The organism is Pantoea sp. 18059 (assembly GCF_902706165.1).
GTDB lineage: Bacteria > Pseudomonadota > Gammaproteobacteria > Enterobacterales > Enterobacteriaceae > Pantoea > Pantoea agglomerans.
In genome coordinates this window covers 155,802-181,828 of the sequence record NZ_CACSJS010000008.1, presented here as the reverse complement: position 1 = coordinate 181,828, position 26,027 = coordinate 155,802, and the positions used below count along the sequence as shown (strand labels likewise).

23 protein-coding genes are annotated in these 26,027 nt (G+C 56.9%); 13 read left to right on the top strand and 10 right to left on the bottom strand.

Annotated elements, in window-relative coordinates:
- Positions 1-167 precede the first annotated feature (167 nt).
- Complete coding sequence (locus tag GVJ63_RS19080) at positions 168-536, top strand: YceK/YidQ family lipoprotein (RefSeq protein ID WP_223564587.1); 369 nt, start codon at positions 168-170, stop codon at positions 534-536.
- Here GVJ63_RS19080 and GVJ63_RS19075 read toward each other — a convergent pair.
- The 7 genes from GVJ63_RS19075 to dnaA all read right to left on the bottom strand — a co-directional run bounded on the left by GVJ63_RS19075 (position 511) and on the right by dnaA (position 9,715).
- Positions 511-1,770: a DUF3748 domain-containing protein gene (locus GVJ63_RS19075; protein WP_033759371.1), complete on the bottom strand. Its 1,260-nt coding sequence runs from the start codon at positions 1,768-1,770 to the stop codon at positions 511-513. The two genes, GVJ63_RS19080 and GVJ63_RS19075, sit on opposite strands and share 26 nt — an antisense overlap.
- A gap of 115 nt (positions 1,771-1,885) precedes the next feature.
- Positions 1,886-2,695: a sugar-phosphatase gene (yidA, locus tag GVJ63_RS19070; protein WP_010258924.1), complete on the bottom strand. Its 810-nt coding sequence runs from the start codon at positions 2,693-2,695 to the stop codon at positions 1,886-1,888.
- 99 nt (positions 2,696-2,794) lie between these two features.
- Complete coding sequence (locus GVJ63_RS19065; RefSeq protein ID WP_010258925.1) at positions 2,795-3,274, bottom strand: YhcH/YjgK/YiaL family protein; 480 nt, start codon at positions 3,272-3,274, stop codon at positions 2,795-2,797.
- Positions 3,275-3,466: 192 nt separating this feature from the next.
- Complete coding sequence (gyrB, locus tag GVJ63_RS19060) at positions 3,467-5,875, bottom strand: DNA topoisomerase (ATP-hydrolyzing) subunit B (RefSeq protein ID WP_010258926.1); 2,409 nt, start codon at positions 5,873-5,875, stop codon at positions 3,467-3,469.
- An 18-nt stretch (positions 5,876-5,893) separates the two neighbouring features.
- The gene (gene recF / locus GVJ63_RS19055; RefSeq protein ID WP_010258927.1) at positions 5,894-6,979 is read right to left on the bottom strand and encodes a DNA replication/repair protein RecF; all 1,086 of its coding nucleotides are present in this window, start codon (positions 6,977-6,979) and stop codon (positions 5,894-5,896) included.
- A 215-nt stretch (positions 6,980-7,194) separates the two neighbouring features.
- Complete coding sequence (dnaN, locus tag GVJ63_RS19050; protein ID WP_010258930.1) at positions 7,195-8,295, bottom strand: DNA polymerase III subunit beta; 1,101 nt, start codon at positions 8,293-8,295, stop codon at positions 7,195-7,197.
- Between the two features lie 4 nt (positions 8,296-8,299).
- Positions 8,300-9,715 (bottom strand): chromosomal replication initiator protein DnaA, encoded by a 1,416-nt coding sequence (gene dnaA / locus GVJ63_RS19045; protein ID WP_010671615.1) that lies wholly within the window; start codon positions 9,713-9,715, stop codon positions 8,300-8,302.
- Between the two features lie 597 nt (positions 9,716-10,312).
- Between dnaA and rpmH the strand changes: the two genes are divergently transcribed.
- From rpmH to GVJ63_RS19015, 6 genes are all read left to right on the top strand, one after another.
- Positions 10,313-10,453, top strand: a complete 141-nt coding sequence (rpmH, locus tag GVJ63_RS19040; protein WP_003849659.1) for a 50S ribosomal protein L34 — start codon at positions 10,313-10,315, stop codon at positions 10,451-10,453.
- A gap of 14 nt (positions 10,454-10,467) precedes the next feature.
- Positions 10,468-10,827 (top strand): ribonuclease P protein component, encoded by a 360-nt coding sequence (gene rnpA, locus GVJ63_RS19035; protein WP_008926396.1) that lies wholly within the window; start codon positions 10,468-10,470, stop codon positions 10,825-10,827.
- Positions 10,791-11,048, top strand: a complete 258-nt coding sequence (gene yidD / locus GVJ63_RS19030; protein WP_008926397.1) for a membrane protein insertion efficiency factor YidD — start codon at positions 10,791-10,793, stop codon at positions 11,046-11,048. The genes rnpA and yidD overlap by 37 nt, the downstream gene beginning before the upstream one ends.
- Before the next feature lie 2 nt (positions 11,049-11,050).
- On the top strand, positions 11,051-12,697 hold the full coding sequence (gene yidC / locus GVJ63_RS19025) for a membrane protein insertase YidC (RefSeq protein WP_159227235.1): 1,647 nt from the start codon (positions 11,051-11,053) through the stop codon (positions 12,695-12,697).
- 92 nt (positions 12,698-12,789) lie between these two features.
- The gene (gene mnmE, locus GVJ63_RS19020) at positions 12,790-14,154 is read left to right on the top strand and encodes a tRNA uridine-5-carboxymethylaminomethyl(34) synthesis GTPase MnmE (RefSeq protein ID WP_010258935.1); all 1,365 of its coding nucleotides are present in this window, start codon (positions 12,790-12,792) and stop codon (positions 14,152-14,154) included.
- 265 nt (positions 14,155-14,419) lie between these two features.
- Positions 14,420-15,010 (top strand): malonic semialdehyde reductase, encoded by a 591-nt coding sequence (locus GVJ63_RS19015; RefSeq protein WP_010258936.1) that lies wholly within the window; start codon positions 14,420-14,422, stop codon positions 15,008-15,010.
- Between the two features lie 71 nt (positions 15,011-15,081).
- Here the strand turns inward: GVJ63_RS19015 and GVJ63_RS19010 are convergent, their stop codons facing one another.
- Positions 15,082-15,549: a helix-turn-helix domain-containing protein gene (locus GVJ63_RS19010; protein ID WP_159227234.1), complete on the bottom strand. Its 468-nt coding sequence runs from the start codon at positions 15,547-15,549 to the stop codon at positions 15,082-15,084.
- Between the two features lie 312 nt (positions 15,550-15,861).
- Here GVJ63_RS19010 and GVJ63_RS19005 point away from each other — a divergent pair, with 312 nt between their 5' ends.
- Positions 15,862-16,611: a 4'-phosphopantetheinyl transferase superfamily protein gene (locus GVJ63_RS19005; RefSeq protein WP_010258937.1), complete on the top strand. Its 750-nt coding sequence runs from the start codon at positions 15,862-15,864 to the stop codon at positions 16,609-16,611.
- 36 nt (positions 16,612-16,647) lie between these two features.
- On the opposite strand, the gene GVJ63_RS19000 is transcribed toward GVJ63_RS19005, so the two are convergent.
- Entirely contained in the window at positions 16,648-17,961 is a 1,314-nt protein-coding gene (locus tag GVJ63_RS19000) for an NCS2 family permease (protein WP_159227233.1), read from the bottom strand.
- A 152-nt stretch (positions 17,962-18,113) separates the two neighbouring features.
- Between GVJ63_RS19000 and yieH the strand changes: the two genes are divergently transcribed.
- Both yieH and GVJ63_RS18990 read left to right on the top strand, forming a co-directional pair.
- Positions 18,114-18,773: a 6-phosphogluconate phosphatase gene (gene yieH / locus GVJ63_RS18995; RefSeq protein ID WP_010258939.1), complete on the top strand. Its 660-nt coding sequence runs from the start codon at positions 18,114-18,116 to the stop codon at positions 18,771-18,773.
- Between the two features lie 11 nt (positions 18,774-18,784).
- Complete coding sequence (locus tag GVJ63_RS18990) at positions 18,785-19,717, top strand: GlxA family transcriptional regulator (RefSeq protein ID WP_159227232.1); 933 nt, start codon at positions 18,785-18,787, stop codon at positions 19,715-19,717.
- Here GVJ63_RS18990 and GVJ63_RS18985 read toward each other — a convergent pair.
- A complete protein-coding gene (locus GVJ63_RS18985) occupies positions 19,702-20,697 on the bottom strand; it encodes an acyltransferase (protein ID WP_132499539.1) in 996 nt (331 codons plus the stop codon). The genes GVJ63_RS18990 and GVJ63_RS18985 overlap by 16 nt on opposite strands.
- A 221-nt stretch (positions 20,698-20,918) precedes the next feature.
- On the opposite strand from GVJ63_RS18985, the gene glyQ reads away from it, so the two are divergent.
- From glyQ to GVJ63_RS18970, 3 genes are all read left to right on the top strand, one after another.
- Positions 20,919-21,830 (top strand): glycine--tRNA ligase subunit alpha, encoded by a 912-nt coding sequence (gene glyQ / locus GVJ63_RS18980; protein WP_010258942.1) that lies wholly within the window; start codon positions 20,919-20,921, stop codon positions 21,828-21,830.
- Positions 21,831-21,839: 9 nt separating this feature from the next.
- Entirely contained in the window at positions 21,840-23,909 is a 2,070-nt protein-coding gene (gene glyS / locus GVJ63_RS18975; protein WP_010258943.1) for a glycine--tRNA ligase subunit beta, read from the top strand.
- Positions 23,910-24,285: 376 nt separating this feature from the next.
- On the top strand, positions 24,286-26,016 hold the full coding sequence (locus tag GVJ63_RS18970; RefSeq protein WP_159227231.1) for a ShlB/FhaC/HecB family hemolysin secretion/activation protein: 1,731 nt from the start codon (positions 24,286-24,288) through the stop codon (positions 26,014-26,016).
- Positions 26,017-26,027: the final 11 nt, after the last annotated feature.

The following is a 26,027-nucleotide window of genomic DNA, read 5'->3' as shown; positions in this document are numbered from 1 at the left end:
AGACCATTTTCAAGAGGGTGAAATGCAATTTTTTTCGCCAAATTGTGGAAATGGCATACACTCAGGACTACTTTTGCCAGACCCAGACGGACTTCGCCCCAGAGTGTTGACGTTGTCTGGCAAGCAAACTCAGCCAGGCTTATGCCATGACTGAAGGGATGATGATGATGAAATTGATGAAGACCTTACCTCTGGCTGGAGTGGTGTGCTGCGCAATGGCAACAACCGGCTGTTCCAGCGTGATGTCTCACACGGGTGCGAGTCAGGGCTACTATCCAGGCACCCGTGCCAGCGCTGACATGCTGTCCGATGGTGATACCAGCTGGGCATTGAAGCCGCTGGCGTTAATCGATCTTCCTTTCTCTGCCGTGCTGGATACGCTGCTGCTGCCGTGGGACTACTACCGCAGCGACAAAGATAAATCTCTCGACTCTCCACGTGAACGCATCCTGCAGAGCGAAAGGCTGGCGCATACGCAGGAAAGCCTGGCGCAGGCGCAGCCTATGCCCCCTATGCGGTCACTGCCGCAACCGTAAAGAGTTGCCGCCAGCCATTCACCTCACGCATATAAGCAATCTGTGTACCATCCGGTGACCAGACCACCGCGTCACCTGATGGCGCCTCTTCTGTTCTGCGGGTCAGACGCTGACATGCGCCGCTCTCAACGTCACATCGCATCACGCTGTTATCGCAGATAAAAGCGATCGCCTGGCCGTCAGGATGCCAGCTAAAGGCGGACTGAATGCTGTGGCTGAGTCGGGTGATCTGACGCGGTTCGCCGCCGTTGGGGGAGACCGTCCAGAGCTGGATCACCTCTGCGGCATCCGCCATCAGAAACGCTATCTGGCTGCCATCCGGTGCGGCGCGCAGCCAGTGGCGAGGTTGCAGAGCCACACCACGGCTGTGCGTCAGGCGACGCTGCTGCACGCCAGCCGGTGGCGCAGGTAACTGCTGGCTGCTGCCCTCCAGCGGCGTCTCTCCGGCGCGGGCGTAATCCTCCAGTGCATCAGGCAGATCAACAATAAAAACTTCAGGCCTTTTTTCGCCCTGCGCCGTCAGCGTGTCGCCAATAAAGGCGATCGCCCAGCGCTGCCAGCTGCCGTCCGGCTTCTGGTAGCCACGCTCACCGACCCAGCACTCCTCACAGGCACGATTAATCTGGTCACTGCCTGGCAGCGGTTCCGCATGCGTCTGGCTCACCAGCAGGCAAAAAAAGGTGCCGTCATATTCGCGCGGATGCTGCTTTTCGGGCGTTACAGCGCAAAGGGGCACTGCGATGCCGACGTTGCGCAGATCGAGCCGGCTATCCAGTTCGTGCATCACGTGGTCATTGTAGGTAAAGCTCAGGCGAGAACCATCGGGACTGAAGACATGTACATGCGAGCCGCCACGCAGCGCGCCAGGAGTAAACGGTGGCGTGATATCGCAGGCATCCAGATTCACCGCCGCACCGTTCTGAACGATCACCCCGCGCCGGTGGTGGAAGTCATACTGCCAGCTGGCATCGGGATGTTCCGGGCCATGAATGCAGACGTAGCGCGGTGGCAGATCGGGACTGACCGTGACGACGCCGACATGGGCACCATGCCGGGCCTGATAGAGCACCTCCACCTCACCGGTCATCACATTGACCCGCTCAATGGTCTGACTGGTAAACGATGCGCCCGATGGACGAACGTCAAACGCCAGCCACTGGCTATCGGCAGTCCAGACATTAATATTGGTGAGCTGATGCTGACGGGCAGCAAAAGTGATCTGTTTTTCTGACATGATGAAACCCACGGAGAAAGAGTTGCCCGACAAATTACGCGATTCTGTTTTGCGGTGCAGCAATTTTGCCGGGTTAGGGGATCCGGGCCGAAGCGGCCCGGCAGAGAACAGGCCGTTACAGCACTAACTCTTCGATGGCATGCGCGACGCCATCTTCCATATTGGTTTTGGTGATGAACTGAGCAATTTTCTTAACAGAGTCAATGGCATTCCCCATTGCGACACCCGTTCCTGCGTATTCGATCATCGCCAGGTCATTCTCCTGATCGCCAATCGCCATCACTTCTTCCTGCTTCAGGCCGAGCTTCTCAGCCAGCATTTTGACGCCCTGGCCTTTATTCACCCGACGATCGAGGATTTCGAGGTAATAAGGCGCGCTCTTCAGGATGGTGTAGGTCTGCTGAGCATGCCCGGGCAGGCGGGCAATCGCCGCGTCGAGAAGAGCGGGCCGGTCGATCATCATCAGTTTCGGGAAGCGCATGGCACGATCCATCTCCTCCACCGCGCGGTAGCGCACCGGAATGCCGGTCAGGCTCGCTTCATGGATGGTGTATTCGCTGATGTCTTTGTTAGGGGTATAGAGATGGGTTTTGTCGAATGCCTGGAAATGTACGCCAAGCTCACGTGCCAGGTTCTCAATGTAGAGGTAGTCGTCAAAGGTCAGCGTCACTTCCGCCACGCACTCACCATCTTCGGCCTGATGAACCAGCGCACCGTTGTTGCTGATCGCGTACTGGCCGGGCGTCTGCATATCCAGTTCCATGAGATAGCGCTGGATACCCACAAACGGCCGGCCGGTGGTCAGAACAATCGACACCCCTTGCTGACGGGCGCGATCCAGGGCGGATTTCACCGCCGGTGTGATCTCATGTTGCGGGTTGAGCAGGGTGCCATCCATGTCGATAGCGATCAATTTAATAGCCATAGAGTCCTCGTAGCGTCTGGGTTTTGTTCAATGCTAGCGCGATTCAGCGCACATTGACCAGTTTCATGGCAGGCGAGAACGGCCAGCTGACCGCCAGCTTCAGGCGGTAAAGAGATCGCGGTGGATTTTAATCACGGCTTTTCGGATTGTTGCGGGTTCGCCAGGGGCGCAGCAGGGACGATGAATATCGTGCGGGAAAAAGAGCGCGAACATGCCGGGCATCAGCGTAATCACAGACTCATTCAATATCTTCTGATAAAAAACGACGTCTCGCTGCTGGGCAAAATCTTCGGTGATGTGCTGGTCGGGATGGGCGCGGGCCACGCCAATATTTTCGGTGCCTGCCAGCAGATACTGAATATCGATGTAGTTGAAGTGGGACTCCGCTTTACGTGCGCTGGCCGGTTCGGTCATCATCTCCTGCACCAGACAGAACATTTTGTTGTCGGGCAGGATCTCATATTTGCCGGTTTCCAGCTGGCTGAAATCTGTGCTGGCAATCCAGCTTATCGCCTGATCGACTACCGGATGAAAGGCGTGACGTTCTCTGTCCCAGTCGTGACGATCGCAAACAATCATGGTGTAACTCCCTGTGTGGAATAGTGCGCGGTAAATGCGCAAAGAGGGGCAAGAGTAAGGGAGCAGACCGGGTTAAAACGTGATCGGGATCGCAGCCTGCGGGCAGGAAGGCACCTCCTGGCGGGTTTTCCGCCCGGACGGCACAAAAAAAAGGCCATCACCTGGGTGATGGCCTTTCATCGCTGATGCCGGTTAAATATCGATATTGGCGGCTTTCAGCGCATTTTCTTCGATGAAGGCGCGGCGCGGTTCAACCGCATCGCCCATCAGGGTAGTGAACAGCTGATCAGCGCCAATCGCATCTTTAATGGTAACGCGCAGCATACGACGGCTGTCTGGATCCATGGTGGTTTCCCACAGCTGCTCCGGGTTCATCTCGCCCAGACCTTTGTAGCGCTGGACCGAGAGGCCACGACGCGACTCTTTAATCAGCCACTCAATCGCCTGTTCGAAGCTTGCCACTGGCTGACGACGCTCGCCACGCTCGATATAAGCATCTTCTTCCAGCAGACCACGCAGCTTGCTGCCCAGGGCGCAGATTTTGCGGTACTCAGGACCCTGAATGAAATCAGCATCCAGCGGATAGTCAGTATCTACACCGTGGGTACGGACGCGCAGTACCGGCTCGAACAGGTTTGATTCGCGGTTTTCACGCACCTGTGCCAGATAGGTGCTGCCATGCGCTTCGCGTTCAGTCAGATAGCTCACCAGACCATTCAGCCAGGTTGTAACCTCTGCTTCGCTGGTCAGGTCGCTCAGCGTGTCGTGATAAATCATCGCACGCAGCATGGCCATCGGATAACGGCGCTCCATACGCTTGATCATCTTCTGGGTGCTGTTGAAGTCAGTGACCAGCGTCTCCAGCGGCTCACCGCCCAGCGCCGGCGCGCTGGCATTGGTGTGCAGCGTCGCGCCATCAAGCGCGATAGCGATCTGGTATTGATCCATCGCTTCATCATCTTTGATGTACTGCTCCTGCTTGCCTTTCTTCACTTTATAGAGTGGCGGCTGGGCGATATAAACGTGGCCGCGCTCAATGATTTCAGGCATCTGACGATAGAAGAATGTCAGCAGCAGGGTACGGATGTGCGAACCATCGACGTCGGCATCGGTCATGATGATGATGCTGTGATAGCGCAGCTTGTCCGGGTTGTACTCGTCGCGACCAATACCGCAGCCCAGCGCGGTGATCAGCGTGGCCACTTCCTGGGAGGCGAGCATCTTGTCGAAACGCGCTTTCTCAACGTTAAGAATCTTACCTTTCAGCGGCAGAATCGCCTGGTTTTTACGGTTACGGCCCTGTTTGGCCGAGCCGCCTGCGGAGTCACCCTCCACCAGGTAGATTTCAGACAGCGCCGGGTCGCGCTCCTGGCAATCCGCCAGTTTGCCTGGCAGACCCGCCAGGTCCAGCGCGCCTTTACGGCGAGTCATTTCACGGGCGCGGCGTGCCGCTTCACGGGCACGGGCGGCGTCGATGATTTTGCCGACTACAATTTTGGCGTCTGATGGGTTTTCCAGCAGGTATTCAGCCAGCAGTTCATTCATCTGCTGCTCAACCGCTGTTTTCACCTCGGAGGAGACCAGTTTATCTTTGGTCTGCGAGGAGAATTTAGGATCCGGCACTTTCACCGAAACCACAGCGATCAGACCTTCACGGGCATCATCACCGGTGGCGCTGACTTTGGCCTTCTTGCTGTAACCCTCTTTTTCCATATAGGCATTCAGGGTACGGGTCATCGCTGAACGGAAACCGGCGAGGTGTGTACCGCCGTCGCGCTGTGGGATGTTGTTGGTAAAGCAGTAGATATTTTCCTGGAAGCCGTCGTTCCACTGCAGCGCCACTTCCACACCAATGCCATCTTTCTCGGTAGAGAAATAGAACACGGTAGGGTGAATCGGGGTTTTGTTTTTGTTGAGGTACTCAACAAACGCCCGGATGCCGCCTTCATAGTGGAAGTGATCGCTTTTGCCATCACGCTTATCATCCAGACGAATCGACACGCCGGAGTTCAGGAATGAGAGTTCACGCAGGCGTTTCGCCAGGATGTCATACTCAAAATCGCGCACGTTGGTAAAGGTTTCGTGGCTCGGCCAGAAACGCACACGGGTCCCGGTAATGTCGGTCTCACCCGTCACCGCCAGCGGTGCCTGCGGTACGCCATGGACGTAAATCTGCTGATGCACTTTGCCTTCGCGACGAATGGTCAGCTCCAGCTTCTGCGACAGGGCGTTAACCACGGAGACGCCCACGCCGTGCAGGCCGCCGGAGACTTTATAGGAGTTATCATCGAACTTACCGCCAGCATGCAGCACGGTCATGATCACTTCAGCGGCAGAGATGCCCTCTTCTTCGTGAATACCGGTAGGAATGCCGCGTCCATCATCCTGCACCGATACGGAGTTATCGGCATGGATGGTGACCACAATGTCACTACAGTGACCAGCGAGCGCTTCGTCGATTGCGTTATCCACGACCTCGAATACCATGTGATGCAGACCGGTACCGTCATCGGTATCGCCGATATACATGCCCGGGCGTTTGCGTACCGCATCAAGTCCTTTCAGGACTTTAATACTTGAGGAGTCATAAGAATTCGACATCAACGTTTCTCGCTCATTTTAATCTTCAGGTTGAACCGCTATTTTACCCTGTTCCACGCGGAACATCTTGCCCTTTTCGTCGGTCATGTCGATTACATGTCCGGCAGAAATTGCGCTGACAAATACCTGAGCCTGAGTGGCTTTTAACCGTTCCGCCAACAGGCGTCGGCGGCTCTCATCCAGCTCAGAAGCAAAGTCATCAATGAGGTAAATACAGCGGCGTCCGCTCTGGCTTGTCAGGAACTCGCCCTGTGCCAGACGCAATGCACACATCAGCAGTTTTAACTGCCCGCGTGAGAGTAAATCTTCTACCGGCGTCCCTTCAGCCCGAATACGAAAATCCGCTTTATGGGGGCCGCTGGCGGTATAGGTCAGTGCGCGATCGCGCTCAAAGTTACGTTCCAGCAGTTCGGCGTAGTCGCTCTCTTTGTCCCAGCCACGCTGGAATGAGAAGCGCAGCTCAAATTCCGGCAGAAACTGGCCACAGGTGGCGGTGATCTCCGCTGAAATCGCCGCACTGTATTCCGCCCGCCACTGGCTGATCTGTTCAGCCAGCGGAACCAGCTCCTGATCCCAGGGACGAATCTGGCTGTAGCGTGAGACCTGGCGCAGCGCCGCGTTCCGCTGTTTAAGCAGGCGGCGCATGTTGTTCCAGGCGTTAAAAAAGCCGGGGGTGTTATGAAAGCAGCCCCAGTCGACATAGGCTCTGCGATATTTGGGGCCGCCATTCAGCAAACTAAAGCCTTCAGGGGTGATTAACTGCATCGGCAACAGCTGCGCCAGCTCCGCGACCTTGTGACCATCGCTGCCATCAATGCGCACTTTGCTGTCACCGGCACGGTTTTTGGTCAGCCCGACTGAAATTTCCCGCTCTTTGTTTTCCAGACGTCCATGCAGCACAAACGCCGCCTCGTCGTGACGAATCACGCGTCCCGCCTGCAGGCTGCGAAACGAACGGCCATGCCCCAGAGTATGAATCGCTTCTAAAACGCTGGTTTTACCACTGCCGTTGGCGCCGACCAGGAAATTAAAGCCGGGTGCCAGCTGCAGGTCAGCCTGCTCAATATTACGAAAATCTTTGATAAGAAGGCGGGTTAAAGCCATGAATCAGTCCAGCGTGAAGGGCAATAAAATTTTGGGCCTGGCGATCCAGGGCGTCAACGGCAAAGCAGGTTTGCCCGATACCTCAGTCACCAGGCCGTCGGCGTCGCAGCTACGTTGCGCCCCGCCAGCGCACAGCCACCGGAGCGTACTGAAGTACGTGAGGATGGCGAGCACTGCCGGGGCACAACGTAGCAAGTAAGCCAGGCCGATATATTCTACAAGCGCATGGGCATGACGACATAGGCCGCTGCCGGGCTCGCCACATCCTCAATCTGCACGCTCGACACCGAATCGGTCAGCAGCAGACGGACGTTTTCGCACTTCAGCGCGTTCAGCACATCCAGCACGTAACTGACGTTGAAGCCAATCTCCAGTTCCGTGCCGTTGTAGCTGACATCCAGCATCTCTTCCGCTTCTTCCTGTTCAGGGTTATTGGCGGTGATCTTCAACTGATTTTCGGTGATATAGAGGCGAACACCGCGGAACTTCTCGTTAGAGAGGATAGCGGCGCGGGCAAAGGCCTGTTTGAGCAGATCGCAGCCCGCTTCCAGCGCTTTGTCCGGATTCTTCGGCAATACGCGACGATAATCGGGGAAACGGCCATCAACCAGCTTAGAGGTAAAGATGTAGTCGCCGACATGCGCACGGATATTGCTGCCGCCAATCTGAACCTGCAGCGGAGTATCGCCGCCATCCAGCAGACGCAGCAGTTCAATCACGCCTTTACGCGGCACAATCACCGAATGACTCGGCAGCGCCTGACCAATCGGCATGGAGCAGACAGCCAGACGGTGACCGTCAGTGGCCACGGTGCGCAGCTCTTCCCCTTCGGTTTCGAACATCATGCCGTTGAGGTAGTAACGCACATCCTGATGCGCCATCGAAAACTGGGTCGCTTCAATCAGCCGTTTCAGCGTTGCCTGCGGCAGGGTAAATTCAACTTCACTCTGCCAGTCGTCAAGATTGGGGAAGTCACTGGCGGGCAGGGTCGACAGCGAAAAACGGCTGCGGCCAGAGCGCACCAGCATGCGATCGCCTTCCAGTGCCAGAGTAATTTCTGCGCCATCCGGCAATCCGCGACAGATATCGAGGAATTTACGCGCCGGAACGGTGGTGGATCCAGGCTCATGTGCCTGAGTCAGCGCCACGCGTGCGACCATCTCCATTTCCAGATCGGTACCGGTCAGCAACAGCGAACCTTCAGTTACCTGCAGCAGCAGGTTTCCGAGGATCGGCAGCGTCGGACGACCACCCAGGGGGCCACTTACTTGTTGCAGCGGCTTCAGCAACTGCTCACGTTCAACAATAAATTTCATAGCGTCAGGAAGATAATGTTCTGATGAGATTAGAGAAATCTTCTTTGATATCGTGGCTCTCTTCACGCAGCTGCTCAATCTTGCGGCAGGCATGAAGCACCGTTGTATGGTCGCGCCCCCCAAAAGCATCGCCAATTTCTGGCAGGCTATGGTTGGTTAACTCTTTCGCCATCGCCATCGCCATCTGGCGTGGACGTGCCACCGAGCGCGAACGGCGCTTGGAAAGCAGATCCGCCACCTTAATTTTGTAGTACTCAGCCACGGTCTTCTGAATATTATCGATGGTGACCAGCTTTTCCTGCAGCGCCAGCAGATCGCGCAGCGCTTCGCGCACGAAGTCGATGGTAATCGCCCGGCCAGTAAAGTTGGCATTGGCGATCACGCGATTCAGCGCGCCTTCCAGCTCACGCACGTTAGAGCGTAACCGCTTGGCAATAAAGAAGGCGACTTCACCAGGCAGACGGATGTCGTTCTCATCCGCTTTTTTCATCAGGATCGCCACACGCGTTTCCAGCTCAGGCGGCTCGATCGCCACCGTTAAACCCCAGCCGAAACGTGATTTAAGACGATCTTCCACCCCGTTGATCTCTTTTGGATAGCGATCCGAGGTGAGGATGATCTGCTGATTGCCCTCTAATAAGGCATTAAAGGTGTGGAAGAACTCTTCCTGCGATCGCTCTTTATTAGCAAAGAACTGAATGTCATCGATCAGCAGCGCATCTACCGAACGGTAGTAGCGTTTGAACTCTTCAATCGCATTGTTCTGTAGTGCTTTAACCATGTCCTGCACGAAGCGCTCGGAGTGCATATAAACCACTTTTGCATTGGGTTTTCGGGCAATGATGCCGTTGCCCACCGCATGCAACAGGTGCGTTTTACCGAGACCGGTGCCGCCATACAGAAACAGCGGGTTGTAAGCGCCGCCTGGATTATCCGCCACCTGACGTGCCGCCGCGCGCGCCAGCTGGTTAGATTTACCCTCGACGAAGTTATCGAAGTTATGACGGTTGTTCACATTTGAGCGATAGGTGACGTCGGCCGGAGCCGGGACATTATCCCAGCTGGGACGCATGATCTGCGTCGGGGCCGGACGAATATGGCTCTGTACGGGCATCACGGGCGCGCTGACGCTGGCCATTACAGGCTGGCTGACCGCTGCCGCCTGCTGCTGAACCGGGCGCGTTCCCACTTCAAAACGCAGCGTGGGCACGTTTGGACCGCAGAATTCATTCAGCAGTGCATTGATACTATTAAGGTATTTGTCCCGAACCCAGTCGAGTACGAAGCGATTTGGAGCATACAAGGCAAGCGTATTGTCGTTTAACTCAGCCTGCAGTGGACGGATCCACATGCTGAATTCGGTGGCAGGAAGCTCATCCTGCAAACGGGCAAGACACTGTTGCCAAAGCGTAAGTGACACGGCGGACTCCACTCGTACAAATTCGAAAAGAATAGTAGGCGTTACTCTAAGAAACGTTCATTTTTGACACAGACGCTAAGAAAGCGCCTGCGACCGCTATCAGCGGTTTTCCGTCCTGCAATCACCGGAGGATCGTCAGCGGAAGGGCGGATCATAGCGCAAAGCGAGGCAGAGATCTTCCCTTTCTACACAGTTTTGATCCTTTTTATCCACAGGCCAGAGGCGCGCAAAGAAGTTTACGCCAGTTGCGGGAAAAACCAGCAGGGATCTGGCGCAATCCATTAAAATTTCGGGCGACATCTCATTTTATCCCCAGGATCCGGCAAGCCGATCGCAATAAGATCCCGTGCGATCCTTGCGCTTTAGTGCGGAGCCCGTATAATTCTCCACCCGACATTGAGCCATCAGGCGCAAAGTCGGGACTCTGCGGGCTGTATGCGGGTTTTCAGGCACTATGACACGCGAAGTAAATTGACTCGGGACTGTACAATTATTACAATCCCGCCTCTTTATTAAAGACACATTGAGGCGTAGGTCGATTTTCTGGCCCGAAACGCGTCACCCAGTGAAAATTTTCAAGTTTAGGTAGAAACCGCCATGAAACGCACTTTTCAACCGTCCGTACTGAAGCGCAACCGTTCACACGGTTTCCGTGCTCGTATGGCAACAAAAAATGGTCGTCAGGTTCTGGCACGTCGTCGTGCTAAAGGCCGTTCTCGTCTGACCGTTTCTAAGTAATAAAGCAAGCCCTGATGGGTAAGCTCGCATTTCCCAGGGAGTTACGTTTGTTAACTCCCACTCATTTCACTTTCGTCTTCCAGCAGCCACAACGGGCTGGCACGCCGCAAATTACTATTCTCGGCCGCCTTAACGCGCTGGGGCATCCCCGCATCGGTCTCACCGTCGCTAAAAAACATGTGAAACGCGCTCATGAACGCAACCGGATCAAGCGATTGACCCGCGAAAGCTTTCGTCTGCGTCAACATGAACTGCCGTCGATGGACTTCGTGGTGGTCGCGAAGAAGGGGGTTGCCGATCTGGATAACCGTATGCTGGCGGAAGCGTTGGAGAAATTATGGCGTCGTCACTGTCGCCTGGCGCGCGGCTCCTGATCGTCCTGATACGCGTCTATCAACGCGGCATCAGTCCATTACTGGGACCACACTGTCGGTTTCACCCGACCTGCTCTCATTACGGAATTGAGGCATTACGCAGGTTCGGCCTGATAAAAGGCAGTTGGTTGACATTAAAACGCGTATTAAAATGCCACCCCTTGAACCCGGGTGGTGACGATCCTGTGCCGCCAAAAACCTTTGATACCAGAGAACATTAACGATGGATTCGCAACGCAATCTCTTTCTCATCGCTTTTCTGTTCGTGACCTTTATGATCTGGCAAGCCTGGCAGACGGACCACGCTCCGCAGCCACAGCAGACGCAGACCACACAAGGCACAAACAGCGTAGCGGGTGATACCGCCAGTCAGGGTGTACCGGCCAGCGGTCAGGGCCAGACGATCACCGTTAAGACTGATGTCCTGTCATTGAATATCAACACCCGAGGCGGTGATGTTGAACAAGCACAGCTGCTGACTTTCCCGGACAAACTGGGTTCTAACCAGCCGTTCCAGCTGCTTGAAACAACGCCAGCGTTCCTTTATCAGGCTCAGAGTGGTTTGACCGGTCGTAATGGCCCGGATAACCCGAACAACGGCGCGCGTCCGCTGTTCAACGCTGCGCAGGATCACTTCGAGATGGCTGATGGCCAGTCCGAACTGCGTGTGCCGATGACCTACACCGCTGAAAATGGCGTGGTTTACACCAAAACCTTCATCTTCAAGCGTGGCGAATATGCCGTTAATGTCGATTATCATGTCAACAACACCACCCAGCAGCCGCTGGAAGTGTCGCTGTTTGGCCAGCTGAAGCAGACCATCGATCTGCCTAAGCATCGTGATACCGGCAGCAACAACTTTGCTCTGCACACCTTCCGTGGCGCGGCCTACTCCACCAGCGAGTCGAAATATGAGAAGTATAAATTCGACACCATCGCGGATAACGAGAACCTGAACACCACCACCAGCAATGGCTGGGTTGCGATGCTGCAGCAGTACTTTGCAACGGCATGGGTTCCGCGTACCGAAGGCACCAACACCCTTTACACCAGCAACCTGGGTAATGGCGTGGCGGCGATTGGCTATAAATCTGCACCGGTCACCATTGCCGCGGGCGCACAGCAGAATCTGGGTGCAACGCTGTGGGTCGGCCCGGAAATTCAGGACAAGATGGCAGCGATTGCGCCGCACCTTGATCTGACCGTGGATTACGGCTGGTTGTGGTTTATCTCTCAGCCGCTGTTCAAACTGCTGAAATTTATTCACAGCTTCATCGGTAACTGGGGCTTCTCCATTATCGTGATCACCTTCATCGTGCGCGGCATCATGTACCCGCTGACCAAAGCGCAGTACACCTCGATGGCGAAGATGCGCATGCTGCAGCCGAAAATTCAGGCGATGCGTGAGCGTCTGGGTGATGACAAGCAGAAGCAGAGCCAGGAAATGATGGCGCTGTATAAAGCAGAGAAAGTGAATCCGCTGGGTGGCTGTCTGCCGCTGGTGATTCAGATGCCAATCTTCCTGGCGCTCTACTACATGCTGTCAGGCTCGGTTGAACTGCGTCATGCGCCATTTATTCTGTGGATCCATGACCTGTCAGCGCAGGACCCGTACTACATCCTGCCGATTCTGATGGGCATCACCATGTTCTTCATTCAGAAGATGTCACCGACCACCGTGACCGATCCAATGCAGCAGAAGATCATGACGTACATGCCGGTGATTTTCACGGTGTTCTTCCTGTGGTTCCCGTCAGGTCTGGTGCTGTACTACATCGTCAGCAACCTGGTCACCATTCTCCAGCAGCAGCTGATTTATCGCGGCCTGGAAAAACGTGGTCTGCATAGCCGCGACAAGAAGAAAGCGTAAGCGATCCAGAGCGGGAGTAATCCCGCCCTAAAATAGTCTATTCTCAGGCGGTCAAAGCGACCGCCTGTGTTTTTTGTAGCGAGAGAAAATTTATGAGCCACAGCGATACCATTGTTGCCCAGGCGACGCCACCCGGACGCGGCGGCGTAGGCATTCTGCGCGTCTCTGGCGCCCAGGCGGCAGAGGTCGCCCGCCAGCTGCTGGGCAAACTGCCTAAGCCGCGTTACGCCGATTATCTGCCGTTCACCGATAGCGATGGCCGCGTGCTGGATCAGGGCATTGCGCTGTGGTTTCCTGGTCCTAACTCCTTTACTGGTGAAGATGTGCTGGAGCTGCAGGGCCACGGCGGCCCGGTGATCCTGGACCTGCTGCTGAAGCGCATCGTGGCGCTGCCTGGCGTGCGTATCGCTCAGCCGGGTGAGTTTTCAGAGCGTGCGTTTCTGAATGACAAGCTCGATCTGGCGCAGGCCGAAGCGATTGCTGACCTGATTGATGCCAGTTCGGAGCAGGCGGCGCGTTCGGCAGTGAACTCCCTGCAGGGCGTCTTCTCCACCCGTATCAATCATCTTGTGGAAGCACTCACTCACCTGCGGATCTATGTCGAAGCCGCTATCGACTTCCCGGATGAGGAGATCGATTTCCTCTCTGACGGCAGAATCGAAGCGCAGCTGAATACGGTGATCGGCGATCTGGATGCCGTCCGTGCCGAAGCGCGTCAGGGCAGCCTGCTGCGTGAAGGGATGAAAGTGGTGATTGCGGGCCGGCCTAATGCGGGCAAATCGAGCCTGCTGAATGCGCTGGCGGGCCGTGACGCCGCCATCGTCACGGATATTGCAGGCACCACCCGTGACGTACTGCGTGAGCATATTCATATTGATGGCATGCCGCTGCATATCATCGACACCGCTGGTCTGCGTGAAGCCAGCGACGAAGTGGAGCGCATCGGGATTGAGCGCGCCTGGCAGGAGATCGAACAGGCTGACCGCGTGCTGTTTATGGTGGACGGCACGACGACCGACGCCACCGAAGCGGCGGCTATCTGGCCCGATTTCGTCTCCCGTCTGCCGCCCGAACTGCCGATTACCGTGGTCCGCAACAAGGCGGATGTTACCGGGGAGTCTCTCGGTCTGACAGAAGTAAATGGTCACTCACTGATTCGTCTGTCGGCACGCACCAGCGCGGGCGTGGACGAGCTGCGCGATCACCTGAAGCAGAGCATGGGCTTCGCCGGCAATATGGAAGGCGGCTTCCTGGCGCGTCGCCGTCATCTGCAGGCGCTGGAGCTGGCGGCAACGCACTTACAGCAGGGTAAAGCGCAGCTGCTCGGTGCCTGGGCCGGTGAGCTACTGGCGGAAGAGTTGCGTCTTGCCCAGCAGGCGTTAAGCGAGATCACCGGCGAGTTCACTTCTGACGATCTGCTGGGTCGCATCTTCTCCAGCTTCTGTATCGGTAAATAACCGTGCTGGCCTGATAGCGTCCTGCTGTCAGGCCAGATTTCCTGCCACGCTGCTCCCCTGTTATTCCCGCTTCTGCGTTGATTCTTGCTGATATGTTATTTTGCGGCGGCACGGCATTGCCGTATAACGGTTGAAGCGCCGATCTGACGAGCGGCGACGGATTGCGGTGAGTGATCCCCGCCTCATCCCGCCGCGCCGGACCGGACGCAAACCCACTACGTGAACACCGTTGGGCGAACTTTTTCGCCTGAAACAGGAGAGTTGCATGAGTACACCGCTCGACACTGCCGCACTGGACACGCTGTTTAATGACGCCCGCACCCATAGTTACTGGCAGGCTAAGCCCGTCGATAACGCTCTGCTGGAGCAGCTCTATGCTTTAACGGCACTGGGCCCGACCTCGGCGAACTGCTCGCCTGCGCGATTTGTTTTCGTGACCTCGGCGGAAGGCAAAGAGAAGCTGAAACCGGCACTCTCTTCCGGCAATCTGGAAAAAACCATGAGCGCGCCGGTCACGGTGATTGTGGCCTGGGACCGCGAGTTCTATGAGCAGCTGCCCGCCCTGTTCCCGCATGCTGATGCGCGCAGCTGGTTTACCGGCAGCCCGGAAGCGGCAAAAGAGACCGCTTTCCGTAACAGCAGCCTGCAGGCGGGCTACCTGATTCTGGCGGCGCGTTCGCTGGGTCTGGATGCCGGTCCGATGTCCGGGTTTGATCCGGCCAAAGTCAATGACGCCTTTTTCCCCGACGGTCAGTATCAGGTTAACCTGCTGATTAACCTCGGCTATGGTGACGCGTCAAAACTGCATCCGCGCCTGCCGCGACTGAGCTTTGAGCAGGCGAGTCGTTTCGCCTGATGCTGCCCGCGTCGCGAGTCAAATCGCGACGCGGATGACCTTATAAAACAGATAGCCACCACACGAACCGCTCAGCGGCGCAGCATTTTTTGCAGGCGCTTTTGCTGCCAGCGCTGCGTCAGGCCATGAAAAACAAAGGTCCTCAGCGCCCGGACAACCAGCACCGCTCCCAAGATCGTTGCGACCCAGAGCGACCAGTGATCATCCGGTGCCGTCACATGATTAAGCACAAAAAGCAGTCCGCAAACAACCACTGCGGTAATCAGTGAACGGTAAAAACGTGCCTCACCGTCGATCCTGCTGCGCGCATCAACAATCCGCTGATCCAGCGCCTGATCCTCCCCGTTCTGAGGACCGGTCAGATCAGCAACGTTCACTTCAAAGACGGCAGCCAGCGCACTCAGAGTTTCCAGCCCCGGCCGCTCGCCATTTTCAATCCGCTGCACGGTGCGGGTGCTCAGTCCCGCCATTTCTGCCAGTTGTTCCTGTGACCACGCACGGGCCAGTCGATGTTCTTTGAATCTGTTGATGCTGCTCATTCGCATTCTCCGTAGTAACAGACAGGAAGGAAAAGTGTGCGGCGAAACGTCCGGCAGTAACACGATCCTGACCCGACAGCAGCCTGACATCCGCATGACAACGCTGTCACAGCAACTCCGGCTGCCAGCAGGATGGCTAATCAGGCACGCACATCAAACCCGGTTCTGCTGAGGTTGTCCCCTGATGAAACACCATTCGCCTGCTCATCCTAATCCGAATTTACCCCAATCTGTGCGTTGCCAGGTGCATTAAGGTAAGAAAATTCCTACAATGCTTCTGATGATTATCTGACCATTTTCACGGAGCGACAGATGGCTGGTCATTTTGTACGCTGGACGGGCGATCCCGGCTTCCCGGCTAATGATTTACGCATTCCCCAGGCTATCACCGACACGGCACAGCAGTTTGCTGACAAACGCCGTGGGCGATTTCTTGCCGCCCGTACCCTGCTGGCACAACTGATGCTACGGGTTTATGGCATTGGTGAGCTGCCGCGCCTGCTTATCCAGAGCAACGGACGCCCCGTTTTTGCTGACAGCGATCTGCCCGATTTCAGCATCGCCTATGCGGGTAATACGGTGGGTGTGCTGCTGGCCGAAGAGGGTGGACGTGCCGGTCTGGATATGGAGATTGTGCATGCCAGAAGCCGTCAGACTCAGGAGCAACTGATTCAGGGATTAACCTCGGGCGAGATCGCCTGGATCAATGCCCAGCAGGATGCCATGGAGGCGGTGACGCAGATCTGGACATTACGCCAGAGCATTCTCAAGCTGACGGGAGAGGGCGATCGGGGACTGGATTCGCTGCGCCTGTTGCCCGGTGCGGGTCGGCTGCGATCTTCACTCTATCCCGACATTCAGGTGGTGTGTGATGCGGAGCCCATGCTGGTCTGGTCGTGTGCGCTGTCGTCTGCGACTCAGCGTCTGCATCTGTGGGAGATGGATAACGCCTTTCAGTGGCACGCATTACGCGAAATAGAGATGGGTAAGCCCAACATCGGGCCTCATGCTTTGCGGCTGACCAGCCTGCCCAGCGAGCGCAGCCTGCATCCTGAAATGTAAAAAGCCGCAACCCGGAGGTTGCGGCCCTGAATGCGCTTAGTGCGCGTCTACAAAGACAATCTTCAGCACAAACAGCAGAGCAACAATCACTACGCAGGGGCTGATTTCACGCCAGCGGCCAGTACCCAGCTTCATGACGCAGTAAGCGATGAATCCCAGCGCAATGCCTTCGGTGATGGAAAAGCTGAAGGGCATCATGGCGGCGGTCACAAACGCCGGAACGGCTTCGGTCAGATCATCCCAGCGTACGCGCGACAGGCTGGCGGTCATTAACACCCCAACGTAAATCAGCGCGCCCGCAGCGGCGTAGGATGGCACCATCGCGGCCAGCGGTGACAGGAAGGTCACCAGCAGGAACAGCAGGCCGGTGACCACTGCCATCAGGCCGGTACGACCACCAATCGCCACGCCCGAGGTGCTTTCGATATAGGCGGTCACGGATGAGGTGCCTGCCAGCGCGCCACTCACTGAACTGATGCTGTCGACATAGAGCGCCTGCTGCATGCGCGGGAAAGTGCCGGTTTCGTCGGTCAGTCCCGCTTTGTCGGTGACGCCGATCAGCGTGCCGGAGGAGTCGAACAGATTGACCAGCATAAAGGAGAAGATTACGCCTGCCATGCCGATGTTGAAGGCGCCTTTGATATCCACCTGGCCGACCACAGAAGAAATGGAAGGCGGCGCAGAAAACAGGCCGACAAACTTCACGTCGCCCAGCATCCAGCCGATAGCGGTGGTAACCATCATTGAGATCAGCACTGCCGCGTGGATATTGCGTGATGCCAGAATAGCGATGATAAAGAAGCCCAGCGCGCCCAGCAGTACGCTGTGCGAGGTCAGGTTCCCCACGGCCACCAGGGTATCGGGATTCGGCACGATAATACCGGCATTCTTCAGCCCCATCATGGCGATAAACAGGCCGATACCGGCGGTAATGCCGACGCGCAGGCTCAGCGGGATATTGGCAATCATCCAGTAGCGAACCCGCAGCAGCGTCAGGATCAGCAGGCCGACCGCACCCCAGAAGATCGCGCCCATACCCACCTGCCACGAATAGCCCATCGCGCCAACCACCACAAAGGCGAAAAAGGCGTTCAGCCCCATTGCGGGCGCCAGCGCCACCGGCAGATTGGCAAACAGTCCCATCAGAATGCTGCCAAAGGCGGCAATCAGACAGGTGGTCACAAACACCGCCTGGGTATCCATGCCGGCGACGCCGAGGATCTGCGGATTGACGAAGACGATGTAGACCATCGTCAGAAAGGTGGTGATACCCGCGATCACTTCGGTGCGCACCGTGGTGCCATGTTCCTGCAGCCTGAAGATGCGCTGCAAAACGCCTTGCTTGCTCATGCCATCCATCCAGAAGAAAAAATCATCGGCGCGTATCCTGGCGATTTTACCGGGGCAATACAATGATTTTTCGCAACCGATTGCCAGTCTCGCAATCTGCGCTGAGTGCGGTAGAGTGTGGAGCACACCCCTGAATCGAAGGATAGAGTCTGATGTCGGTAGAATGCGTCTTTTTTGATTGCGATGGCACGCTGGTGGACAGTGAGTTGCTCTGTACCCAGGCCTACGTCAACACCTTTGCCCGTTACGGCCTGGAACTGTCGCTGCAGCAGATGTTTGAAAAGTATAAGGGCGTCAAACTCTACGACATTATTCGTGACGTCGGCGACGCGCATCAGGTGACGCTGCCGATGGAAGAGGTGGAGACTGCTTATCGCGCAGAGGTCGCGCGGCTGTTTGATCAGCAACTGCAGCCCATCCCGGGCGCGAAAGCGCTGGTTGAGCAGATCAAGGTGCCGATGTGCGTGGTTTCAAACGGGACGGTAAAAAAGATGCAGCACTCGCTGGGCTTAACCGGCATGCTGCCGCTGTTTGCGGAGCACCTCTACAGCGGCTATGACATTCTGCACTGGAAGCCCGATCCGGAACTGATGTACCACGCTGCGGAACAGATGCAGGTGCCGATTGAGCGCTGCATTCTGGTGGATGACTCCGAAGCGGGCGCCCGCGCCGGTATCGCCGCTGGCATTCCGGTCTACTACTACTGCGCTGACCCGCACAACCCTGAACTGGATCATCCGCTGGTGACGCGCTTCGACGATATGGCGCAACTGCCTGCGCTGTGGCGCGCCCGTGGCTGGGATCTGGTGTAGCGCGGGCCAGCATGACACACACCGTCTGTTTTTTAACCCTGCCCGGCGTGATGGCGCTGGATCTCACCGGCCCGGCCGAGACGCTGAAGCTGGCGGGCGAGCACTTTACGCTGCGCTACATCGGCCCGCAGCCGGAGGTGGTCTGCTCCACCGGCATGACCATTGGCGGCATCGAACCGTTACCTGATCAGTTGCCCGCCGGGAGTCTGCTGGTGGTGCCTGGCGTCTATGACTCGCAGGTCTGTTACGCCACGCCGCAGGCCGGAGAGGCTCGCGACTGGCTGATGCGCCAGCACGCCGCGCTGCGCGCGCAGACCTTTATGCTGGTCTGCGTCTGCTCGGGTGCGCTGCTGGCGGCGCAGGCAGGCATGCTGGATGACGTGCTCTGCACCACCCATCACGATGTAATTGCCCGCCTGAAAGCCGCGGCCCCGCGCGCACGGGTGCAGGAGAACCGGGTGTTTGTCGGGCATGAGAATATCTGGACCAGCGCAGGCATCACGGCGGGAATCGATCTGGCGCTGCATCTGATTAATCAGCTCTGCGATACGCAAACCGCGCTGGCGGTAGCGCGGGAGATGGTGGTCTGGTTCCGCCGTGCCGGTGACGATCCGCAACTTTCGCCGTGGCTGCGTTACCGCAACCACATGCATCCGGCCATTCATCGGGCGCAGGATCTGATGATTGCCCATCCTGAGCACGGCTGGACCCTGACCGAGCTGGCCGGACGCACGCATGTCAGCAGCCGCCATCTGGCGCGGCTGTTTCGCCAGCATCTGGGGATTAGCGTGCGTGAATACCATGAGCAGTTGCGGGTTGGCGTGGCACGCCAGCGTCAGCAGCAGGGTGAATCTGCCGAAAAAGCGGCGCTGGCGGCGGGGTTTTCATCGGCGCGCCAGCTACGGCGCGCCCGCCAGCGTGAAGCCAATCAGCTGACAAAGTGACGGGTATCGACGCGTTTCAATGCCATACCCAGCAGCAGGCTGCCGCCCAGCGTCAGCCCGAACACCCAGGGCAGGTCGAGCCACGGACGCGACATATCATCGTAATGATGTGTACGCAGGTAGTGAATGAACAGCGCATGAAAGCCGTAGATCGGCAGTGAATAGCGCGCAATCACCGTTAAACCCGGCAGCGTACGCTGGTTCAGGCTGTTTTTAAACACGATGAGCAGGCTGATCGCGGCGATAAACACCAGCGGTCCGCAGTAGAGATACCAGGTGTCATTAAACGCCCCGTTAACGATCAGCGCCTGTTTCGTCCCTAACGTAATGCCAATCACACAGGCGATAAACAGCCCGACAGCCAGCGGCGTCAGGCCGCGCCGGGTCGTTTCCATCGTGCCGATAGCCCGTCCCAGCAGCGCATAGAGCAGGTAGTAGATACTGTCACCGCTGACATAGAGATTAACCGGCAGAAAGTGAAACGGCCCCAGCGACTGGCTGACCGTATTGGGGTTGGCGAGCACCGCCAGCACCAGCACCAGTAGCGCCACGTAGCGCGCCTGCACGGTTTTTACCTGGATCAGGGGCGACAGCAGATAGATGCCGATCAGCGCAAAGAAGAACCACAGGTGATAAAACACCGGCTTCTGCAGCATCTTCAGGATTGATCGCCCTTCGCTGATAGGGGTCAGCCAGGTGATATAGGCCAGCGATACCGCGCTGTAGAACAGCAGACAGAGCACCAGCCGGAGCATATGGCGCGGCTGGGCGCTGCGTTCGCCGAAAAACAGATAGCCGGAGATCATAAAGAACAGCGGAACACAGACGCGTGATGCTGAGTTCAGCAGATTAGCCGCATCCCAGGTGATGCCAGTCACCGCCATCGGCCCGGTGATATACCAGGTGGTGGTATGAATCACGATCACCATCAGACAGGCAACCGCGCGTAAATTATCGATCCAGTAAATCTTCTGCGGCATGGCATCCTCTTGCGCATCGCGTCCGTGCGCAAAAGGGTAGCCAAATGCGACCAGAGCAACAACTGCTGCCAGCAGGATTCGGAGCCATCTGTATGCCAGCGCCCTGAATCACCGCGAAAACGCGCCGGTAGCGCCTGGGATTTACGGCTGCACATCGCGCGGTCAAAGGGTATACTGTCGGCCTCTTTTTTTAATCTAACCGAAGCGCGTGCACACTCAACATGCAAAAGTTTGATACCAAAACCTTTCAGGGGCTGATCCTGACCTTGCAGGATTACTGGGCGCGTCAGGGCTGCACCATTGTCCAACCGCTGGACATGGAAGTGGGCGCTGGCACTTCACACCCGATGACCTGCCTGCGCGCACTCGGCCCGGAGCCGATCGCCGCCGCTTACGTGCAGCCATCACGCCGTCCTACCGATGGCCGCTACGGTGAAAACCCGAACCGTCTGCAACACTACTACCAGTTCCAGGTGATCATCAAACCCTCACCGGACAACATTCAGGAGCTCTATCTTGGCTCGCTGAAAGAGCTGGGTATGGACCCGACGGTGCATGACATTCGCTTCGTGGAAGATAACTGGGAAAACCCGACGCTGGGTGCCTGGGGACTCGGCTGGGAAGTGTGGCTCAACGGCATGGAAGTGACGCAGTTCACCTACTTCCAGCAGGTTGGCGGCATGGAGTGTAAGCCGGTGACCGGCGAGATCACCTACGGTCTGGAGCGTCTGGCGATGTACATCCAGGGCGTCGACAGCGTTTACGATCTGGTGTGGAGCGACGGTCCGCTGGGCAAAACCACCTACGGCGACGTGTTCCATCAGAACGAAGTGGAGCAATCCACCTATAACTTCGAATACGCCGACGTTGATTTCCTCTTTACCTGCTTCGAGCAGTATGAGAAAGAGGCGCAGCATCTGCTGGCGCTGGAAAAACCGCTGCCACTGCCCGCCTACGAACGCATTCTTAAAGCGGCACACAGCTTCAACCTGCTGGATGCCCGCAAAGCGATCTCGGTAACAGAGCGTCAGCGCTATATTCTGCGCATTCGTACCCTGACCAAAGCCGTGGCTGAAGCTTACTACGCCTCTCGCGAGGCAATGGGCTTCCCGATGTGCAATAACAAAAAGTAAGAGGCAGCCATGACTGAACAAACCTTCCTGGTGGAGATCGGCACCGAAGAGCTGCCACCAAAAGCCCTGCGCAGCCTGGCAGAAGCCTTTGCCGCGCAGGTCACTGCTGAACTGGATGCCGCTAACCTGAGCCACGGCGAGGTCAGCTGGTTTGCTGCGCCGCGTCGTCTGGCGCTGAAAGTCGCAAACCTGAGCGCCTCACAACCCGATCGGGAAGTAGAGAAGCGCGGACCGGCGATCTCTGCTGCGTTTGACGCTGACGGCAACGCGACCAAAGCCGCTGAAGGCTGGGCGCGTGGCAACGGCATTACCGTCGATCAGGCTGAACGTCTCGCCACCGATAAAGGCGAATGGCTGGTTTATCGCGCTCAGGTCAAAGGCGAAGCGGCCCAGGCGCTGCTGCCCGCAATGATCGCTACCGCGCTCAGCAAGCTGCCGGTGCCAAAACTGATGCGCTGGGGCAACAGCGATGTGCAGTTCGTTCGTCCGGTTCACACCGTGACGATGCTGCTGGGCGATGAGCTGATCCCAGGCACCATTCTGGGCATTAAGTCAGATCGGGTTATTCGTGGTCACCGCTTTATGGGTGAAAGCGAAATCACGCTCGACAACGCCGATCAGTACCCTGATGTGCTGGAAAAACGCGGCCAGGTCATTGCCGACTATCAGGTCCGCAAAGCGATGATTAAAGCCGATGCTGAAGCAGCAGCACGCCGTTTAGGCGGCAACGCTGATATCAGCGACAGCCTGCTGGAAGAGGTAACATCGCTGGTGGAGTGGCCGGTGGTCCTGACCGCGACCTTTGAAGAGAAATTCCTCAAGGTGCCTGCGGAAGCGCTGGTCTACACCATGAAAGGCGATCAGAAGTATTTCCCGGTGTATGACAATGACGGCAACCTGATGCCGAACTTCATTTTCGTCACCAACATCGAATCCAGCGATCCGCGCCAGATTATCTCCGGCAACGAAAAAGTGGTACGTCCACGCCTGGCCGATGCGGAGTTCTTCTTTAATACCGACCGCAAAAAGCGTCTGGAAGATCACCTGCCGCGTCTGGAGACGGTGCTGTTCCAGAAAGAGCTGGGCACGCTGCGCGATAAAACCGATCGCATTCAGGCCCTGGCGGGCTGGATTGCCGGTGAAATTGGCGCAGATGTGAATCACGCCACCCGCGCGGGCCTGCTGTCGAAGTGTGACCTGATGACCAACATGGTCTTCGAGTTCACCGACACCCAGGGCGTGATGGGCATGCACTACGCGCGTCACGACGGCGAAGCCGAAGATGTGGCGGTGGCGCTGAATGAGCAGTATCAGCCGCGCTTTGCCGGTGACGATCTGCCGTCCAGCCCTGTCGCCTGTGCACTGGCGATTGCCGATAAAATGGATACGCTGGCCGGTATTTTCGGCATTGGTCAGCATCCAAAAGGCGACAAAGACCCGTTCGCACTGCGTCGTGCGGCGCTGGGCGTGCTGCGTATCATCGTTGAGAAGAACCTGCCGCTCGACCTGCAGACTCTGACCGAAGAAGCGGTGCGCCTGTATGGCAGCAAGCTGAGCAACGCCCGCGTGGTGGATGATGTGATCGACTTTATGCTGGGTCGCTTCCGCGCCTGGTATCAGGAAGAGGGTCACAGTATCGACACGCTGCAGGCGGTTCTGGCGCGTCGTCCGACCCGTCCGGCTGACTTTGATGCACGCATGAAAGCGGTGTCGCACTTCCGTACGCTGGAAGCAGCCGCAGCACTGGCGGCGGCGAACAAGCGCGTCTCTAACATTCTGGCAAAATCGACTGAAACGCTGAATGAGAGCGTGCAGGCGTCGCTGCTGAAAGAGAACGAAGAGATCCAGCTGGCGACCTTTGTCACTGCGCTGAGCAGCAAGCTGCAGCCTTACTTCGCTGAAGGTCGTTATCAGGATGCGCTGGTCGAACTGGCACAGCTGCGTACTGCGGTAGACAACTTCTTCGATAAAGTGATGGTTAACGCCGACGATCAGGCGGTGCGGGTTAATCGCCTGACGCTGCTGTCAAAACTGCGTGAGCTGTTCCTGCAGGTCGCGGATATCTCGCTGCTGCAGTAATGCTATTTGTTGTGCGAAAAAGGGACGAGCAATCGTCCCTTTTTTTATGGGATTTTTTGGCCTGATGTCTTCGACTCATACCTGAGTGTGACCGCTATAGCGGCCATTTTTTAGGGTGCAAATGAATACGCTAAAGTGCTTAAACTGCCATTGCCGGTCATCAGGAATCGGCTGTTGTGATGCGCCAGATTATAAATGTTTCATATATATCAAATGGTTACTTGTTAATTTTTCTCCTGTCATACTCTAAAGTTTTTCATCAATCCGGTGGTTAAGAAACCGCCCTAAAAATAGCCAGCCCTCTTGTTTTTCCCCTTTCCTGATGGATAATTCGCCAGAATTTACACCCGGTTACATTTAGTGAAATGGAATTTTCATGAAAAGGATTTGTTTATCGCTCTGTCATCCGCCAGTGCGTCTGCTCGCCATGGTGGCAGGCGCGCTGCTCTGCTCTGCTTTCCCGGTGATGGCAGCCTCGCCAGCCGATACTCCCCGCGAAGCAGGTCAGGCGATTGATGCCCGCGAGCAACTGCGTCAGCAGACGCGCGAGCGCGTGCTGCAACAGCAGAATGCGCCGCAGGCGAATGAACATCTTCCCCGTCCTGATAGTCGTCTGCCCGGTTATCCTGCCAGTGAGCAGCCCTGCTTTACCATCAATCAGATCGTCCTGAATGGCGATGAAGCCAGCCGTTTTCAGTGGGCGCTCGACGCCGCCGCGGATGCCACCGGCCGCTGCCTGGGCGGACAGGGCATCGTGCTGGTCATTAATAAAGTGCAGAATGCAATTCTCGCCAAAGGCTATGTCACCACCCGCGTAATGGCACAGGAGCAGGATCTGACAAAAGGCGTATTAACGCTGACGTTACAGCCGGGCCGTATCAGCAGGATCCGTTTTGATGAACCGGTTTCCTGGCGTGGACGGCTGTGGAATGCGGTTCCGGCGTCATCGGGCGAGATATTAAATCTGCGGGATATTGAGCAGGGGCTGGAAAACTTCAAGCGGGTGCCCAGCGCCAGTGCCGACATTAAAATCGTGCCGGGCGAGCAGGAAGCCACCAGCGATCTGCTGGTCAACTGGCGGGAAGGCCGGCCAGTGCGGCTCAGTCTGGGACTGGATGACAGCGGCTCCAGAAGTACCGGGCGCTATCTCGGTTCCGCCACCCTCGCAGTGGATGCGCCTTTTGCGCAGAACGATCTGTTTTACGCCAATATTGGCAAAAACCTGTTTGAGCATGGGCCGTTCGGTAACCGCTCGCACACTCTGAATTACTTTTTCCCGATAGGCTACTGGGCCGTTTCCGCCAACTACAACGACTACACCTATCACCAGAACATCCCCAATGCCAATGAGGTGCTGCGCTACAGCGGCAAGAGCGATAATTTCCAGCTCACGGTCTCCCGGTTGCTCTACCGCGATCAGTCGAACAAAACCACGCTTAATCTGCGTGGCTACCGCAAACACTCCACCAACGCCGTCAACGATATCGACATTGTGCAGCAAAAGCGGCGCACCGCGGGCTGGGAACTGGGCCTGAATCAGCATAGCTATCTGGGCAGCAGCACGCTGGACGCCAGTATCGCCTGGCGGCGCGGTACTGGTGCGTTTAATGCGCTTCCTGCACCAGAAGAGTCGCGTCATCAGGGCAGCGCGCGTACCGGCATATTGCTGGGCGACCTCGGCATCAACCATCCTTTCGCCGTGGGCGAGCAGCCCTGGCGGGTCTACAGCAGTGTGCGGGGCCAATGGAGTCCGAATGCCCTGACGTCACAGGAGCGCATGGCGATTGCCGGCCGTTATACGGTACGCGGCTTCGACGGTGAACAGATGTTGTCGGGGGAAAAAGGACTGCTGTGGCGCAACGAAATTGGCTGGAATCTTTTCTCGCGCGGACATGAGCTCTATCTGGCTGCCGATTATGGCCGGGTAAGCGGACCTGCGACTCGCGACCTGGTCGGACATCAACTGGCAGGCAGTGCAATAGGCGTACGCGGCGCGCTCTGGGGGCGCTTCAGCTACGACCTGTTTGCGGGCATTCCGCTCTATAAACCCGCGGGATTTCATACATCAGGCGCGACGGCGGGTTTCAGCGTTAACCTGGAAATCTGACCACCAAAGCG

Excerpts from the sequence above, each read along its gene's own strand:
- yidC (WP_159227235.1), top strand. The coding sequence starts at position 11,051 with ATGGATTCGCAACGCAATCTCTTTCTCATCGCTTTTCTGTTCGTGACC.
- yidA (WP_010258924.1), bottom strand. The coding sequence starts at position 2,695 with ATGGCTATTAAATTGATCGCTATCGACATGGATGGCACCCTGCTCAAC.
- recF (WP_010258927.1), bottom strand. The coding sequence starts at position 6,979 with ATGGCTTTAACCCGCCTTCTTATCAAAGATTTTCGTAATATTGAGCAG.
- gyrB (WP_010258926.1), bottom strand. The coding sequence starts at position 5,875 with ATGTCGAATTCTTATGACTCCTCAAGTATTAAAGTCCTGAAAGGACTT.
- GVJ63_RS19015 (WP_010258936.1), top strand. The coding sequence starts at position 14,420 with ATGAGTACACCGCTCGACACTGCCGCACTGGACACGCTGTTTAATGAC.
- GVJ63_RS19075 (WP_033759371.1), bottom strand. The coding sequence starts at position 1,770 with ATGTCAGAAAAACAGATCACTTTTGCTGCCCGTCAGCATCAGCTCACC.
- rpmH (WP_003849659.1), top strand. The coding sequence starts at position 10,313 with ATGAAACGCACTTTTCAACCGTCCGTACTGAAGCGCAACCGTTCACAC.
- GVJ63_RS19000 (WP_159227233.1), bottom strand. The coding sequence starts at position 17,961 with ATGAGCAAGCAAGGCGTTTTGCAGCGCATCTTCAGGCTGCAGGAACAT.
- yieH (WP_010258939.1), top strand. The coding sequence starts at position 18,114 with ATGTCGGTAGAATGCGTCTTTTTTGATTGCGATGGCACGCTGGTGGAC.
- dnaN (WP_010258930.1), bottom strand. The coding sequence starts at position 8,295 with ATGAAATTTATTGTTGAACGTGAGCAGTTGCTGAAGCCGCTGCAACAA.
- glyS (WP_010258943.1), top strand. The coding sequence starts at position 21,840 with ATGACTGAACAAACCTTCCTGGTGGAGATCGGCACCGAAGAGCTGCCA.
- rnpA (WP_008926396.1), top strand. The coding sequence starts at position 10,468 with ATGGGTAAGCTCGCATTTCCCAGGGAGTTACGTTTGTTAACTCCCACT.
- GVJ63_RS19080 (WP_223564587.1), top strand. The coding sequence starts at position 168 with ATGAAATTGATGAAGACCTTACCTCTGGCTGGAGTGGTGTGCTGCGCA.
- GVJ63_RS18970 (WP_159227231.1), top strand. The coding sequence starts at position 24,286 with ATGAAAAGGATTTGTTTATCGCTCTGTCATCCGCCAGTGCGTCTGCTC.
- GVJ63_RS19010 (WP_159227234.1), bottom strand. The coding sequence starts at position 15,549 with ATGAGCAGCATCAACAGATTCAAAGAACATCGACTGGCCCGTGCGTGG.
- GVJ63_RS19005 (WP_010258937.1), top strand. The coding sequence starts at position 15,862 with ATGGCTGGTCATTTTGTACGCTGGACGGGCGATCCCGGCTTCCCGGCT.
- yidD (WP_008926397.1), top strand. The coding sequence starts at position 10,791 with ATGGCGTCGTCACTGTCGCCTGGCGCGCGGCTCCTGATCGTCCTGATA.
- glyQ (WP_010258942.1), top strand. The coding sequence starts at position 20,919 with ATGCAAAAGTTTGATACCAAAACCTTTCAGGGGCTGATCCTGACCTTG.
- GVJ63_RS18990 (WP_159227232.1), top strand. The coding sequence starts at position 18,785 with ATGACACACACCGTCTGTTTTTTAACCCTGCCCGGCGTGATGGCGCTG.
- mnmE (WP_010258935.1), top strand. The coding sequence starts at position 12,790 with ATGAGCCACAGCGATACCATTGTTGCCCAGGCGACGCCACCCGGACGC.
- GVJ63_RS19065 (WP_010258925.1), bottom strand. The coding sequence starts at position 3,274 with ATGATTGTTTGCGATCGTCACGACTGGGACAGAGAACGTCACGCCTTT.
- GVJ63_RS18985 (WP_132499539.1), bottom strand. The coding sequence starts at position 20,697 with ATGCCGCAGAAGATTTACTGGATCGATAATTTACGCGCGGTTGCCTGT.